At 66.5% G+C, this 13,269-nt stretch carries 17 protein-coding genes; 11 read left to right on the top strand and 6 right to left on the bottom strand.

The genetic code is table 11. The annotated features are described in order from the left end of the window. Positions 1–75 precede the first annotated feature (75 nt). On the bottom strand, positions 76–729 hold the full coding sequence (locus tag H0T81_RS01820) for a murein L,D-transpeptidase catalytic domain family protein (RefSeq protein ID WP_294009172.1): 654 nt from the start codon (positions 727–729) through the stop codon (positions 76–78). A gap of 314 nt (positions 730–1,043) precedes the next feature. On the opposite strand from H0T81_RS01820, the gene rpsU reads away from it, so the two are divergent. Both rpsU and H0T81_RS01810 read left to right on the top strand, forming a co-directional pair. Further along, positions 1,044–1,253 (top strand): 30S ribosomal protein S21, encoded by a 210-nt coding sequence (rpsU, locus tag H0T81_RS01815; protein WP_116860355.1) that lies wholly within the window; start codon positions 1,044–1,046, stop codon positions 1,251–1,253. A 38-nt stretch (positions 1,254–1,291) separates the two neighbouring features. After that, positions 1,292–1,819, top strand: coding sequence for an FKBP-type peptidyl-prolyl cis-trans isomerase (locus H0T81_RS01810; RefSeq protein ID WP_294009169.1), 528 nt, complete (start codon positions 1,292–1,294; stop codon positions 1,817–1,819). Here H0T81_RS01810 and H0T81_RS01805 read toward each other — a convergent pair. Genes H0T81_RS01805 through pyrE form a run of 5 tightly spaced genes read right to left on the bottom strand, consistent with a single transcriptional unit; the run spans position 1,746 to position 5,526 of the window. Beyond that, positions 1,746–2,915 carry an AI-2E family transporter gene (locus H0T81_RS01805; RefSeq protein WP_294009167.1) on the bottom strand — a complete coding sequence of 390 codons (1,170 nt, stop codon included), beginning with the start codon at positions 2,913–2,915 and terminating at the stop codon, positions 1,746–1,748. The genes H0T81_RS01810 and H0T81_RS01805 overlap by 74 nt on opposite strands. Next, complete coding sequence (gene lepB / locus H0T81_RS01800) at positions 2,916–3,764, bottom strand: signal peptidase I (RefSeq protein ID WP_294009224.1); 849 nt, start codon at positions 3,762–3,764, stop codon at positions 2,916–2,918. It lies immediately after the preceding gene. Positions 3,765–3,788: 24 nt separating this feature from the next. Then, the gene (acpS, locus tag H0T81_RS01795; protein ID WP_294009165.1) at positions 3,789–4,196 is read right to left on the bottom strand and encodes a holo-ACP synthase; all 408 of its coding nucleotides are present in this window, start codon (positions 4,194–4,196) and stop codon (positions 3,789–3,791) included. Further along, positions 4,193–4,945: a pyridoxine 5'-phosphate synthase gene (locus H0T81_RS01790; RefSeq protein ID WP_294009163.1), complete on the bottom strand. Its 753-nt coding sequence runs from the start codon at positions 4,943–4,945 to the stop codon at positions 4,193–4,195. Before H0T81_RS01790 ends, acpS begins: the two co-directional genes overlap by 4 nt. Next, a complete protein-coding gene (pyrE, locus tag H0T81_RS01785; RefSeq protein WP_294009161.1) occupies positions 4,942–5,526 on the bottom strand; it encodes an orotate phosphoribosyltransferase in 585 nt (194 codons plus the stop codon). The genes H0T81_RS01790 and pyrE overlap by 4 nt, the downstream gene beginning before the upstream one ends. Before the next feature lie 181 nt (positions 5,527–5,707). Here pyrE and coxB point away from each other — a divergent pair, with 181 nt between their 5' ends. The 9 genes from coxB to H0T81_RS01740 all read left to right on the top strand — a co-directional run. Beyond that, entirely contained in the window at positions 5,708–6,826 is a 1,119-nt protein-coding gene (gene coxB, locus H0T81_RS01780) for a cytochrome c oxidase subunit II (RefSeq protein WP_294009159.1), read from the top strand. A gap of 16 nt (positions 6,827–6,842) precedes the next feature. After that, positions 6,843–8,519 (top strand): cytochrome c oxidase subunit I, encoded by a 1,677-nt coding sequence (gene ctaD, locus H0T81_RS01775; protein WP_294009157.1) that lies wholly within the window; start codon positions 6,843–6,845, stop codon positions 8,517–8,519. 203 nt (positions 8,520–8,722) lie between these two features. Next, positions 8,723–9,265, top strand: coding sequence for a heme NO-binding domain-containing protein (locus H0T81_RS01770; protein ID WP_294009155.1), 543 nt, complete (start codon positions 8,723–8,725; stop codon positions 9,263–9,265). Then, entirely contained in the window at positions 9,234–10,373 is a 1,140-nt protein-coding gene (locus tag H0T81_RS01765) for a GGDEF and EAL domain-containing protein (protein ID WP_294009153.1), read from the top strand. Before H0T81_RS01770 ends, H0T81_RS01765 begins: the two co-directional genes overlap by 32 nt. Beyond that, entirely contained in the window at positions 10,315–10,821 is a 507-nt protein-coding gene (locus H0T81_RS01760; protein ID WP_294009151.1) for an EAL domain-containing protein, read from the top strand. Before H0T81_RS01765 ends, H0T81_RS01760 begins: the two co-directional genes overlap by 59 nt. Before the next feature lie 57 nt (positions 10,822–10,878). Continuing rightward, positions 10,879–11,790, top strand: a complete 912-nt coding sequence (locus tag H0T81_RS01755) for a heme o synthase (RefSeq protein ID WP_294009149.1) — start codon at positions 10,879–10,881, stop codon at positions 11,788–11,790. Then, the gene (locus H0T81_RS01750) at positions 11,787–11,915 is read left to right on the top strand and encodes a hypothetical protein (protein ID WP_294009147.1); all 129 of its coding nucleotides are present in this window, start codon (positions 11,787–11,789) and stop codon (positions 11,913–11,915) included. The genes H0T81_RS01755 and H0T81_RS01750 overlap by 4 nt, the downstream gene beginning before the upstream one ends. Further along, positions 11,912–12,457 carry a cytochrome c oxidase assembly protein gene (locus H0T81_RS01745; RefSeq protein WP_294009145.1) on the top strand — a complete coding sequence of 182 codons (546 nt, stop codon included), beginning with the start codon at positions 11,912–11,914 and terminating at the stop codon, positions 12,455–12,457. Before H0T81_RS01750 ends, H0T81_RS01745 begins: the two co-directional genes overlap by 4 nt. Before the next feature lie 35 nt (positions 12,458–12,492). Next, a partial coding sequence (locus H0T81_RS01740) for a cytochrome c oxidase subunit 3 (protein WP_294009143.1) occupies positions 12,493–13,269 on the top strand: 777 nt, incomplete at its 3' end.

Raw genomic sequence — 13,269 nt, 5'->3', positions numbered from 1 at the left:
GGCCGACCCCGGGGCCGACCTGCTTTAGCTCTTCGTGCTGTTATCGATTGGTGCGCTTGGCTGCGCGTGGGCAGCTTAGGCCAGCTTGTCCGCGTAGATCATCCGGCCGCCGGCGAGCTTCTGCATGACCGGCCACTGGTCCTTGCGCGAGAAGGCGAAGCAACCCTGCGATCGGCCGAGCTTGCCGTGCTGAGCGACGACCCCGGGCTCGGCATACCAGGCGTTGTGGATGACGATCGCCCGCGGCTCGGCATTGCTGTTCGACCAGTCGCGGCCATGCGTCTTCATCGAAAGCCCGTACTTGCCGTGATAATATTCGCCGGTCGTGTAGGCGCCGTTCGACGTGGCGTAGGAGCCGAATTCGTTCGAGAAGCGGTCGAGAAAGCCGTTGTGGTTCGGGTCCGAGCCCTGGCCGTGCGCGACCCGGAAACTTTCGACATGGCCGTTGCGCAGGTCGACGACATGGAAGCGACGCTCGCTCGACGGGAGCGAGAAGTCGGCGATGCCGATGAAATCGCGCTGGTAGATGCGATGGGCATCGAGCGCGGCCCGAGCCCTTTCGAAGATGCGCTGCTCGACGCCGAATGGCGCCCTGGGAGCGGCCGGAACCGGCGAAACCGGCGGCAGCGGGCTGCGCGGCGCCTGGAACACAACCGACGGAAGCCCCACGGAGCTCGCCGCGGAGGACAGCATCACACCCCCGACGCCGACCGCGCCAAGACGCAACATTTCCCTCCGATTCAACGACATCCATCCCTCCGCTCAACAAAGAAATGCTATAACAGTCAGAAGGTTAATCGCCGATAACCCAAGAGGGTCTGAAACCCTCCCTACCGCACCAGATCAACGGCTCGTCGCACAAAACGAAAAAGTTCCCAAAAAAGTGGCTGACTTGAACGCTTTCGCGGACGCTGTTATGGCCCCGCGCCGCCGTAGGCCCGCCTGCGGCGAATAATAGGCATCGCAACGACCTTTCGTGGCCGCGCGTCACCCAGCGGTCGTTCGGCGCATTGGACGAAATTCGAGGAGTGTGACGGCTTTTTATGCAGATCATCGTTCGCGACAATAATGTCGAGCAGGCGCTGCGCGCGCTCAAGAAGAAGCTGCAGCGCGAAGGCGTCTACCGCGAGATGAAGCTGCGCCGCCATTACGAAAAGCCGTCGGAAAAGCGGGCCCGCGAGCGGGCCGCCGCGATCCGCCGCGCCCGCAAGCTGGAGCGCAAGCGCGCCGAGCGCGAAGGCACCGCCCGCTAAGCTTTTTCCCGAAGCCGCCGGAACAGGAGGCGATCCCGATGTCCGTCAGCACGCTTGCCCACCCTCCGAGCCGCCGTGGCACCGGCCGGCTGTGGCTGGCCCTCCTGCTGCTCATCGCGGCGGGCGTCGGCCTGGCGTGGTTCGGAGCCGGCTCGCTGCGCGGCGAGACCACCGCCAGCGGCCTCCAGTTCCGCACCGTCAAGGCCGGCGAGGGACCGCAGATCAAGGCGGTCGATGGTGTGATGATCGAATATGAAGGTCGGCTCGCGGACGGAACGGTGTTCGACACCAGCGAGGGCCGCGGCCCGACGCCGATGATCGCCGGCCAGGTGATCCCGGGCTTCGCCGAGGCGCTGACCAAGATGCAGAAGGGCGGGCGCTACCGGGTCAAAATCCCGTCCGAGCTCGGTTATGGAGCCAACCCCCAGCCCGGCAGCCCGATCCCGCCCAACGCCGAGCTCGAGTTCGACGTCCACGTCGTCCAGGTCGTGCCTAACGCGGCGTTGATGCAGGGCGCCCCCCAGGGGGACCCCGCGCAGCCCGAGCAGCCCGCGCCCCAGCCTTAGGTTTCCTCGGGCGCGTCGGCTCGTCCGAGGCGCGGTATTTGCTGAGTTCCTGCAAGGTCACCTTGATGGTGGCGAGGATCGAGTCCGCCAGCAGCACTCCCAACAGTCCGAACAAGGCGCCGAACAGCAGCTGGGTCGCGAGCACCACCGCGGGCGCGAGGTCGACGGTCCGGCGCGCGATGTACGGAAGCACGAGGTAGCCGTCGATGTTCTGGACGAGGAAATAGACGATGATCGCCCAGACCCCCTGTTCGGGGCCGGCGCTGAAGCCGACCGCAACCATCAGCAGGCCCGAGACGATCGCGCCGATGTTGGGGATGAAAGCGAGCAGGCCGGTAATCAGCCCGAGCAGCGCCGCCATCGGCAGCGGCGGGATTCCGAACAGCCTTCCGACCCAGGCGAGCATCAGGTAGGTGAAGATACCCTCGAAGACCATGCCGACGATGCGGCCGGCGAGCAGCCGTCGAAGGGTGAAGCCGACACAATCGCCGATCCGGTAGAAGCGCTCGCGGTAGCGCAGCGGAAGCATCCAGGCGATGCCGCGGTCGTAAAGGTGCGGCTCGATGGCGATGAAAATGCCGATGACGAGGATCAGGATGAGGCTGGTCAGCGCCCCGAGGGCGCTTCCGACCGCGCTGGTCAGCCGACCGACCGATCCCATCAATTGCTGGCCGATGGTTCCCGGGCTGGGATCGGTGACTAGGCCAATGCGCTGGGCCCAACCGTAGAGGTTGGCGGCCTGCGCCTCGACGACGGCTCGAAGCGTCTCGAACTGCGAGGCGAACGTGGTCCCGGCATAATAAAAGACCCAGCCGACGAAACCGAAGCCGAACAGGATCACGAGCAGCAGCCGCCAGCCGCGGGCGATCGGAAGGACCCGCCCAAGGAGCCGGGTGCCGCCATCGAGGATCACGGCGAGGATCATCCCGCCGATGATCAGCAGCAGCGGATGGGCGAGGAAGATGACCCCCGCGATCAGCAGAGCGACTCCGAACCAGACCGCGGCCCGCTGCAGTTCGCGGCGGACGATGGGGTCGCGAAACTCGGTCGGACCGGGCCGCTCGACGTGTGGCTGGACCGGCGGCTGCTGGGCCATTTAGTCCCTCGCCCCCCGCAGCGAGCGTCCGGCCCGGCCCGAGCGAAGCGCCCGGAACCAGCTCACCGGGTTGAGGATCTCGGTGGTTCCGTCGAGCGAAAAGGTGATGAACTCGGCGCGGCCGCCGATATTCTCCCACGGCACCGCGCCGCCAAGCCCGTTCTCGGGCGGCCCGAGGCCAAAGCGGCTGTCGGCGCTTCGGTCGCGGTTGTCGCCCATCATGAAGACATGGTCGGCCGGCACCTTGACCGGCCCGAAATCGTCTCCCGGGCTCGCCCCGAGATCGACGGTGTCGTAGCTCGGCCCGCCGGGCAGGGTTTCGCGGACGATCGGCAGCCGGCAATATTCGCGGCCGCCCGAGCGCACGATGAAACCGGAAAATTCGATCCCGCACGGAACGTTGGGATCGACCGGGATCAGCGCCGGAGGCCGAACCTCGGAGCGCACCGGCCGGCCGTTGAGAACCAGCCGTCCGCGGCGCACCTCGACGGTGTCTCCGGGCAGGCCGATCACCCGCTTGATGTAATCGTCGCTCTGGCCGGGCGGAGTGACGATGACGATGTCGCCGCGTTTGGGCAACTTGCCGAGCAGCCGTCCCTCCCAGTGCGGAAAGATGTGGAAGCTCGGGCTGACCCACGACCAGCCGTACGGGTACTTGCTGACCACCAGCCGGTCGCCCTTCAGGAGGCCAGGCATCATCGATTCCGACGGGATGTAGAATGGCTTGGCGACGAAGCTGTGGAAGGCGAGCACCGCGACCAGCACCCACAGCAGGCCCTTGACCTCGCGCCACACGGCCGAGCCCTTGGACTCCTTGCGTTCGGCGGGCACGGATTGCTCGTCGGCCATCGCACCGTCGGCGTTGTCGCTCAATCAGGACTCCATCTTGCGTGCGGTCAGGATGACGAAGGCCTGCGCCCAGGGATATTCGTCGGTCAGGGTCACGTGAATGTCGATGGCGTGGCCCGGCGGCGCGAGGGCGTCAAGCCGCTCGCGGGCGCCGCCGGTCAGCTCGAGCGTCGGAGCTCCCGACGGCGCGTTGACCACGCCGATGTCCTTCATGAACACGCCGCGCTTGAAGCCGGTGCCGACCGCCTTGGAAAACGCCTCCTTGGCGGCGAACCGCTTGGCCAGCGTCCCGGCGCGCGTGAACGGCCGCGATTGCGCTTTGGCGCGCTCGGTCGCGGTGAACACCCGGTTGAGGAACTTGTCGCCGAACCGCTCGAGCGAGCGCTCGATCCGCTGGATGTTGCACAGGTCCGAGCCGATGCCGACGATCATCGAGCGCTGTCCATCAGCTCGCGCATCCGGCGGACGCTTGCTTCCAGCCCGGTGAAGATCGCCTCGCCGACCAGGAAGTGGCCGATGTTGAGCTCGGCGAGCTGCGGGATGGCGGCGACCGGGACGACGTTGTCGAAGGTCAGGCCGTGGCCGGCGTGGGGCTCGATGCCGGCTTTCACCGCCAGCGCCGCGCAATCGGCGATGCGCTGCAGCTCCTTGGCGCGCTCCTCGCCGTCGGCATGCGCGTAGCGGCCGGTGTGGAACTCGACCACCGGCGCGCCGAGCCGGAGGGCTGCGTCGACCTGCTCCTCCCGCGGCTCGATGAACAGGCTGACGCGGATGTTCGCGGACCCTAGCCGGTCGACGTAGTAAGCGAGATGATTGTGCTGGCCGGCGGCGTCGAGGCCGCCCTCGGTGGTCCGCTCCTCGCGCTTTTCCGGGACGATGCAGGCGGCGTGCGGCCGGTGCGCGAGCGCGATCGCAAGCATTTCCTCGGTTGCCGCCATCTCGAGGTTCAGCGGCAGGTCGATCTCGGCCATCAGCCGGTCGATGTCCTCGTCGGTGATGTGCCGCCGGTCCTCGCGAAGGTGCGCGGTGATGCCGTCGGCGCCGGCGGCGGCCGCCATCACCGCCGCCCGCACCGGATCCGGGTGGTCGCCGCCCCGCGCGTTCCGGATGGTCGCGACATGGTCGATGTTGACCCCCAGGCGCAGCTGGCTGTCGGGAGCAGGGCGGAGACGGCCCGTCACGCTGGAGCGCGGCTTCCAGGCTTGATCGCCGGGATCGAGGCGAGCTCGGGCGGAAGCTCATCGGCGGAATAGGTCGGAACGTCGATCCGGATCAGCGCGGTCAGCGGGACGCCGAGGTCGGCGGTGCCGCCCGAGCGGTCGACCAGCGCGGCACCGCCGACAACCTTGCCGCCCGCTTCCCCGATCGCGGCGATTGCCTCGCGCGACGAGAGGCCGGTGGTGACCACGTCCTCGACCAGCAGCACCCGCTCGCCCGGCTCGAGCCGAAAACCGCGGCGAAGCTCGAACCGGCCTTGGGGCCGCTCGACGAACATCGCTCTTCGGCCGAGCGCCCGGCCCATCTCATGGCCGATAATGACCCCGCCCATCGCTGGCGAGACCACCACATCGACCTGGTCGCGGACCTCGGCCGGCAGCTTGGCGGCCAGCGCGCTTGCCAGCCGCTCGGCCCGCGCCGGGTCCATCAGCACCCGCGCGCACTGCAAATAGCGCGGGCTCCGCAAGCCCGAGGAGAGGATGAAATGACCCTCGAGCAGCGCTTCGGCGGCCCGGAACTCCTTGAGAACCTCGTCGTCGGTCATGCCGTCCTTCAAATGCCGTTCGCGAGCGCGTGAATAGGCCGCCGGCGGGGCGGCTTCAACACCGCCTCGCCAATGCCCGAAGTCCCGCTTGAGAGCGCGAAAAGCCGCGCCTATAAGGCCGCCCAAATCCGGGGCCCTCGCGGCGACGGTCCCGCTTCCAACCCACGTCACCGGGGTCCGAATGAAACTGATTGGATGGGCGATTGTCCTGGCCGCCGCCGGGCTCACACCTGCAGCGGCGCAGGAAACCGCGCCGGCGGCCTCCGCCGCGGCGCAGCAGGCCGCGCCGCAGCAGTCAGCGGGGCAGGATCCGCGCGGGGAAGGCGCCGCCGTGGTCGATCATTCGGCCCACGTCGCGCCGCCTTCGGCGGTGACTCCGCCGACGCCCGGGCTCGGGGTTCCGGTCGGCGGCAAGGGCATCCAGGAGCAGGTGACCGGGATCGGCCGCGACGCGGCGACATTCCACAACGTCTGGCTGCTGACGCTGTGCGCCTTGATCAGCCTGTTCGTCCTCGGCCTGCTCGGCTATGCGATGGTCCGTTACCGCCGCGCCGCCCACCCGACGCCGTCGCGGACCTCGCATAACACGACGATCGAGGTCATCTGGACCCTGGTCCCGGTGCTGATCCTGGTCGCGATCGCGATTCCCTCGATTCGCTTGCTGAGCGCGCAATATTCGCCGCCCAAGGCCGATTTGACGGTCAAGGTGATCGGCAGCCAATGGTTCTGGACCTACGAATATCCAGACCACGGAGTGACGTTCGACAGCTACATGCTCAAGGAAGCCAACGACCAGACCCGGAAGCCCAATGAGCGCGCGCGCACCGACGCCGACGGACCGCCGCTGCTGGCGACCGACGAGCGGCTGGTGATCCCGGCCGGGAAGGTGGTGAAGTTCATCATCACGTCGAACGACGTGATCCACGCCTTCTGGGTCCCGGCGTTCTGGAACAAGATCGACGCCAACCCCGGCCAGCTCAACGAGATCTGGGCGAAGGTCGATCGCCCGGGCGTCTATTTCGGCCAATGTACCGAGCTGTGCGGCGCCCGCCACGCCTATATGCCGATCGCGGTCGAGGCCGTGCCCGAGGCGCGCTTCGCCGCCTGGGTCGCATCGAAGGGCGGCTCGATGCCCGGCGCCCGCCCGGCCGCGACGCCCGACAGCACCGGCGCGTCGCCGGTCAGCGAGGCCGCGGTCCCGGCGGCTGCCCGGCCCCAGCCGAATGCGCGGCCGCCCGCGGCCGACCCGTCGGCGGTCCAGCAGCCCGCGACCAACCAGGCCGCGACGGCCCAGAATTAGAGCGGAAACGAGTATCATGAGCACCATCCCCGCCGACGCCCTGCCGCTCAAGGCCCATGAGGCGCACGACGCGCACCACGACGCCGACCACAAGCCGGGCTTCTTCACCCGCTGGTTCATGTCCACCAACCACAAGGACATCGGCACGCTCTATCTGATCTTCGCGATCGTCGCGGGCATCATCGGCGGGGCGATCTCGGGCATCATGCGGGCCGAGCTCGCGGAACCGGGAATCCAGGTCCTGAGCCAGGGCTGGCCGCTCGGGCCGGGCACGGCCAACTTCGACGAATGGGCGCACCACTGGAACGTGCTGATCACCGCTCACGGGCTGATCATGGTCTTCTTCATGGTCATGCCGGCGATGATCGGCGGCTTCGGCAACTGGTTCGTGCCGCTGATGATCGGCGCCCCCGACATGGCGTTCCCGCGGATGAACAACATCAGCTTCTGGCTGCTGATCCCGGCGTTCGCACTGCTGTTGGGCTCGAGCTTCGTCTCGGGCGGCAGCGGCCTTGGCGCCGGCACCGGCTGGACGGTCTATGCGCCGCTTTCGACCTCGGGCTCGGCGGGCCCCGCGGTCGACATGGCGATCTTCTCGCTCCACCTCGCCGGCGCCAGCTCGATCCTCGGCGCGATCAACTTCATCACCACCATCTTCAACATGCGCGCGCCGGGCATGACACTGCACAAGATGCCTTTGTTCGTGTGGTCGATCCTGGTCACGGCCTTCCTGCTGTTGCTGGCGCTGCCGGTGCTCGCCGGAGCGATCACCATGCTCCTGACCGACCGCAATTTCGGAACCACCTTCTTCGACGCGTCGGGCGGCGGCAACCCGGTGCTCTACCAGCATCTGTTCTGGTTCTTCGGCCACCCCGAGGTCTACATCATGATCCTCCCGGGCTTCGGGATGGTCAGCCAGGTGGTCGCGACGTTCAGCCGCAAGCCGGTGTTCGGCTATCTCGGAATGGCCTACGCGATGGTCGCGATCGGAGTCGTCGGCTTCGTCGTCTGGGCGCACCACATGTTCACCGTCGGAATGGACGTGAACACCAAGATGTACTTCACCGCCGCGACCATGATCATCGCCGTTCCAACGGGCGTCAAAATCTTCTCGTGGATCGCGACCATGTGGGGCGGCTCGATCACCTTCGAGACGCCGATGCTGTGGGCGATCGGCTTCATCTTCCTGTTCACCGTCGGCGGAGTGACCGGCGTCGTCCTCGCCAACGCCGGCGTCGATAATTACATGCACGACACCTACTACGTGGTCGCGCACTTCCACTACGTGCTGAGCCTCGGCGCGGTGTTCGCCATCTTCGCCGGCTTCTATTACTGGTTCCCGAAGATGACCGGGAAGCTCTACAACGAGTTCCTCGGCAAGGCGCATTTCTTCATCATGTTCATCGGCGTGAACTTGGTGTTCTTCCCGCAGCATTTCCTCGGCCTCGACGGAATGCCGCGGCGAATCCCGGACTACACCCCGGCGTTCGAATATTGGAACCAGATCTCGACGGTGGGCTACATGGTCACCATCGCCGGGATGGCCGTGTTCTTCGTCAACCTGTTCTGGTCGATGGCGGCCGGCAAGAAGGCGCCCGACAATCCGTGGGGCGAGGGCGCGACGACGCTGGAGTGGACCCTGCCGAGCCCGCCGCCGTTCCACCAGTTCAATACGCTGCCGAAGATCGACTGACCGCTCGCGATCGATCGACCCGAGACCTGGGCGCCGGGGCGGTTTTCCGCCCGCCCGTCGCACCCGGAACACCTCCGGATCGGATGCGATTGCCACCCTTCGTCAATGATCTCCGGTCATTAGTCGCGCGTCGGGCAAGTCGCGCCGGGTGAAGATCGCCATTTGGACGGCCCGCAGTCCCGAGCGAAAGGATTGTCGGCGTCATGAAGGGTCTGGTGTTCACGACATTCTATTCGCATTGCGAGGAAATCTGGGGACCGGAGATGCTCGATGACATCATCGAGGACGCCGACCTGCCCAACAAGGGCGCCTATACCAGCGTCGGCACCTACCCCTTCGAGGAAATGGTTGCATTGATCACCGCGCTCGTTCGCCGCACCGCCCAGCCGATGCCGCAGCTGCTCGAGGGCTTCGGCCGCTTCTGCTTCCGCAAGTGGGTCGCCTATGTGCCCGAGCATTTCGAAAACAAGGATCTGTTCGACATCCTGGCGGGCGTCAATGAGTTCCATGAATCGGAGGTGCTCAAGCTTTACCCCGACGCCGAATTGCCGTCGTTCAAGGTCGAAAGCCGCGATGACCAGACGCTGGTACTTCGCTACTTCAGCTGCAAGCCGCTCGCGGACCTTGCGGCCGGCGTAATTCAGGGCGCCGCGGCCCACCTGGGCGAACGGGTCGAAATAACCCATCGGCCGGTTGCTGACGGCACGAACGCGCATGTCCGGTTCGAAGTCACACGCCTCGCGTGATCCCTGGCGGACTCCGTCACCCAGCGGCGAGCTGGGATCGGAAGACCGCGCGCGGCGCCTGCAACGCCGCGCCGAGCGCGAGCATGCGGCGCGCCACGAAGCCGAGCGGCTGCTGGAGAGCAAGAGCCTCGAATTATTCGCCGCAAACCAGCGGCTCATCCAGCTCAATGCGGACCTCGAGCAGCGCGTCGAGGCGCGAACCCGGCAGGTCGACGATGCCCGCAAGGCGGCGGTCAAGATCGGCGCGACCGACCATCTGACCGCCATCGCCAACCGCCTCCACTATTCCGAGCAGCTCGAGCGGTCCCTGGCTCGGGGGGTCGAAACCCGGCGGGCCATCGGCCTGCTGCTGGTCGATCTCGACCGGTTCAAGCTGATCAACGACACCTATGGCCACAGCCATGGCGACGCGCTCCTGATCGCCGTCGCCGATCGCCTCAAGACCATGGCTCGGCGCGGGGACTTGGTCGCCCGCATTGGCGGCGACGAGTTTGCGATCGTCATCGAAGGGGACAACGCGGCGGCGGTCGCCATCGCCGCGGATCGCTTTGCCGAAGTGTTCCGAACGGCGCTCACGATCCAAGGCGTGACGATCAATGCCAGCGGGTCGTTCGGCCTGGCCATCAGTCCGGACCATTGCGAGAATGTGATCGACCTTCAGCGCTTCGCTGATCTTGCGCTCTACAAAAGCAAGCAACAGGGCAAGGGCCAAGTGGTGCTGTTCGAACGCCCTTTGCTTCATGCTTATGAATATCGGCAGCGAATGGAAGCGGAGTTACGCGGTGCGCTAGCCGCCAAATGCATCGACCTCGTCTATCAGCCAATCGTCAATTTGCAGACGCGCGAAGTGGAGGCCGTCGAAGCGCTGGCGCGCTGGACCGACACGCGCGGGGCGGCGATCAGCCCGGCCTATTTCATTCCGCTCGCCGAACAATGCGGCATGATCCGCGGAGTCGGCCGCACCCTGCTCGAAAAGGCGCTTCTCGAAACCAGGGGCTGGATCGAAGCCAAGCAGCGAGCGGGTGTCGTTCAACGTCTCCCCTCTCGAAATGCTCGACGAGGAATTTTCGCAGGCGGTCCTCGATGCGCTCGAAAAAACCGGAGTTGATCCACGCCATCTCCTGCTGGAGATCACCGAAGGAGCGATCATAGAGAACCTCGCTCCCGTCAAGCGGGTCATGGCCCGGCTCCGCGCCGCCGGGGTCGCCTTCGCGCTCGATGATTTCGGCTGCGGTTATTCCGATCTCTCGACGCTGCGAAAGCTGCCGATCTCGGTTCTCAAGATCGATCGCAGCCTGCTGGTCGACGCGGAGAACGACCATGCGGCCAGGGTCATCCTTCGCAACGTCGTGTGCTTGTGCCGCCAGCTCGGCATCTGGTCGATTTGCGAGGGCGCGGAGACTCCCGCGCAGCTCGACTTCCTGCGCACCATCCGTTGCGACCTGGTGCAGGGCTACGCCTCGGGACGGCCGGCTCGAATGAAGGACGTCGACAAGCTGTTGCGGGCGACGCGGGCCGGACCGCGCGGCGAAGCGAAAGAGGCGCTGGCAATGTAGAAAATCGCGCCCATCGGCGGCTTTTCCAATCGGCGCCAACCGCTTATAGGCGCGGGCGTGACCGGCGTCTCCGTCCCCACCGACCTGATCATCCCGGCTGACTGGCGGGATTTCCTCGCGCTGACCAAGCCGCGGGTGATGAGCCTGGTGGTGTTCACGGGCCTGTGCGGGATGCTTGCCGCGCCGGTCGTGCCGCCGGCGGCGATCGGCTTTACCGCCATCCTGTGCATCGCGCTCGGCGCCGGTGCCGCCGGAGCGCTCAACCAGTGGTACGAGGCGGACCTCGACGCTCTGATGCGGCGCACGGCCGGCCGGCCGCTGCCCGCCGGGCGCATGGATCGCCAGACGGCGCTGCACTTCGGAGTCGGCCTGGGCGCCTTCTCGGTGGTGCTGATGGACGTCGCGGCCAACCATCTCGCCGCCCTGCTGCTCGCCGCCTCGATCCTGTTCTACGTGCTGGTCTATACCGTGTGGCTGAAGCGGCGGACCGCTCAGAACATCGTCATCGGCGGAGCAGCGGGGGCGTTCCCGCCGCTGATCGGCTGGGTCGCGGCGACCGGTGACATTGCGGCGCTGCCGCTTATCCTGTTCGCGACCATTTTCCTGTGGACTCCGCCGCATTTCTGGGCGCTGTCGCTGTTCGTCCGCTCCGATTACGCCGCCGCCAAGGTGCCGATGCTGCCGGTCACCGCGGGCATCGAGGCGACCCGGCGCCAGATCTTCCTCTACAGCCTGCCGATGGCCGCGGCAGCGGTCGCCCCGTGGCCGCTCGGACTGGCCGGGCCCCTGTACGGGCTGATCGCAGCCGGGCTGAGCGCGGCGTTCGTGGTCATGGCCGGGCTCGTGCTCGCCAACCGAGCGACCGAGCCGGCCGGGATGCGCCCCGAGAAACGGCTGTTCGGCTTTTCCGTCCTTTATCTGTTCGCATTGTTCGCGGCGCTGGTCGCCGACCGCTGGACCGGCGCATGAGCCGGCACGAGGAGGAAGTGGTCAAGCGTCAGCGCGAGCGCGCCCGGCTGATGGCCTGGCTGCTCGGCGGCTTCGTCGTGCTCTTGTTCCTGGTCACCGTCGCCAAGATCGGGCTCAACCGATGACCGCGCTCGCTCACCGCAACACGCGCACCGGCTTGCTCATGGCGCTGTTCGCCATCGCCATGGTCGGAGTCGCCTTCGCCGCCGTCCCGCTCTACCGATTGTTCTGCGAAGTCACCGGCTTTGCCGGCACGCCGGTGCGGGCAGAGGCGGCGCCGGGAGCGATTGCCGGCGAGGTCGGGGTGCGCTTCGACGCCAATATCGACCCCAAGCTGCCGTGGCGCTTCGAACCGGTGCAGACGACGGTCCGAATCGCTCCTGGAGCGCGGATCCAGACGTCCTACCGGGCGACCAACCTCACCGCCCGGCCGACGACCGGAACCGCGGTGTTCAACGTCACTCCGCTCAAGGCCGGCCAGTATTTCACCAAGATCGAATGCTTCTGCTTCACCGAGCAGACCCTGAAGGGCGGGCAGAGCGTCGAGATGCCGGTGATCTTCTTTGTCGACCCGAAAATCCGCAACGATCCGGCGGCCAGGGACATCGACGAGATCACCCTGAGCTACACATTTTACCCGGTGGAATCTCCGGGCCGGGGCGGCTAGAGCCGCTCGCACCACAAGAGGGATGAGCGACCCAGATGGCGGCGACCAAGCACCACGACTACCACCTCGTCGATCCTGATCCATGGCCGCTGATCGGCGCGATCGGCGCGTTCGCCTTGTTCGGCGGCGCGGTGATGTGGATGCACGACAATCCCTACGGCAAGTTCATCTCGATCGGCGGCCTGCTGGTCGTGTTCGTGACGATGGCCAACTGGTGGGCGAACACCATTCGGGAGGCTCACAGCGGCGACCACACGCCGGTCGTCCAGCTTCATCTGCGCTACGGGATGATCCTGTTCATCGCCTCGGAAGTGATGTTCTTCCTCGCCTGGTTCTGGGCGTTCTTCGACGCCTCGCTGTTCCCGTCCGCGGTCGAGGCGGTTGGCGGGCAGTGGCCGCCCAAGGGCATCGAGGTGCTCGACCCATGGGGCTGGCCGCTGCTCAACACGATGATCCTGCTGTGCTCCGGAACGACGGTCACCTGGGCGCACCACTCGCTGATCCACGGCGACCGCGACGGGCTGAAGCTCGGGCTGCTGCTGACGATCCTGCTCGGCCTGCTGTTCACCAGCATCCAGGCCTATGAGTACATCCACGCGCCGTTCGACTTCAAAGGCAATATCTACGGCGCGACCTTCTTCATGGCGACCGGCTTCCATGGCTTCCACGTCATCGTCGGGACGATCTTTCTGATCGTCTGCCTGGCCCGCGCTCGCCAGGGCCACTTCACTCCCAGGCAGCATTTCGGCTTCGAGGCGGCGGCCTGGTACTGGCACTTCGTCGACGTCGTCTGGCTGTTCCTGTTCGTGTCG

The organism is Sphingomonas sp. (assembly GCF_013812825.1).
Taxonomy (GTDB): domain Bacteria; phylum Pseudomonadota; class Alphaproteobacteria; order Sphingomonadales; family Sphingomonadaceae; genus Sphingomicrobium.
Note: the sequence above shows the minus strand (reverse complement) of the source record. Positions and strands in the feature narration are given on the sequence as shown.

Coding starts and splice junctions, on each gene's coding strand:
- rpsU (WP_116860355.1), top strand. CDS start 1,044: ATGCAGATCATCGTTCGCGACAATAATGTCGAGCAGGCGCTGCGCGCG.
- H0T81_RS01760 (WP_294009151.1), top strand. CDS start 10,315: ATGCTCGACGAGGAATTTTCGCAGGCGGTCCTCGATGCGCTCGAAAAA.
- lepB (WP_294009224.1), bottom strand. CDS start 3,764: ATGGCCGACGAGCAATCCGTGCCCGCCGAACGCAAGGAGTCCAAGGGC.
- H0T81_RS01750 (WP_294009147.1), top strand. CDS start 11,787: ATGAGCCGGCACGAGGAGGAAGTGGTCAAGCGTCAGCGCGAGCGCGCC.
- ctaD (WP_294009157.1), top strand. CDS start 6,843: ATGAGCACCATCCCCGCCGACGCCCTGCCGCTCAAGGCCCATGAGGCG.
- H0T81_RS01770 (WP_294009155.1), top strand. CDS start 8,723: ATGAAGGGTCTGGTGTTCACGACATTCTATTCGCATTGCGAGGAAATC.
- H0T81_RS01765 (WP_294009153.1), top strand. CDS start 9,234: ATGTCCGGTTCGAAGTCACACGCCTCGCGTGATCCCTGGCGGACTCCG.
- H0T81_RS01810 (WP_294009169.1), top strand. CDS start 1,292: ATGTCCGTCAGCACGCTTGCCCACCCTCCGAGCCGCCGTGGCACCGGC.
- pyrE (WP_294009161.1), bottom strand. CDS start 5,526: ATGACCGACGACGAGGTTCTCAAGGAGTTCCGGGCCGCCGAAGCGCTG.
- acpS (WP_294009165.1), bottom strand. CDS start 4,196: ATGATCGTCGGCATCGGCTCGGACCTGTGCAACATCCAGCGGATCGAG.
- H0T81_RS01745 (WP_294009145.1), top strand. CDS start 11,912: ATGACCGCGCTCGCTCACCGCAACACGCGCACCGGCTTGCTCATGGCG.
- coxB (WP_294009159.1), top strand. CDS start 5,708: ATGAAACTGATTGGATGGGCGATTGTCCTGGCCGCCGCCGGGCTCACA.
- H0T81_RS01820 (WP_294009172.1), bottom strand. CDS start 729: ATGTTGCGTCTTGGCGCGGTCGGCGTCGGGGGTGTGATGCTGTCCTCC.
- H0T81_RS01805 (WP_294009167.1), bottom strand. CDS start 2,915: ATGGCCCAGCAGCCGCCGGTCCAGCCACACGTCGAGCGGCCCGGTCCG.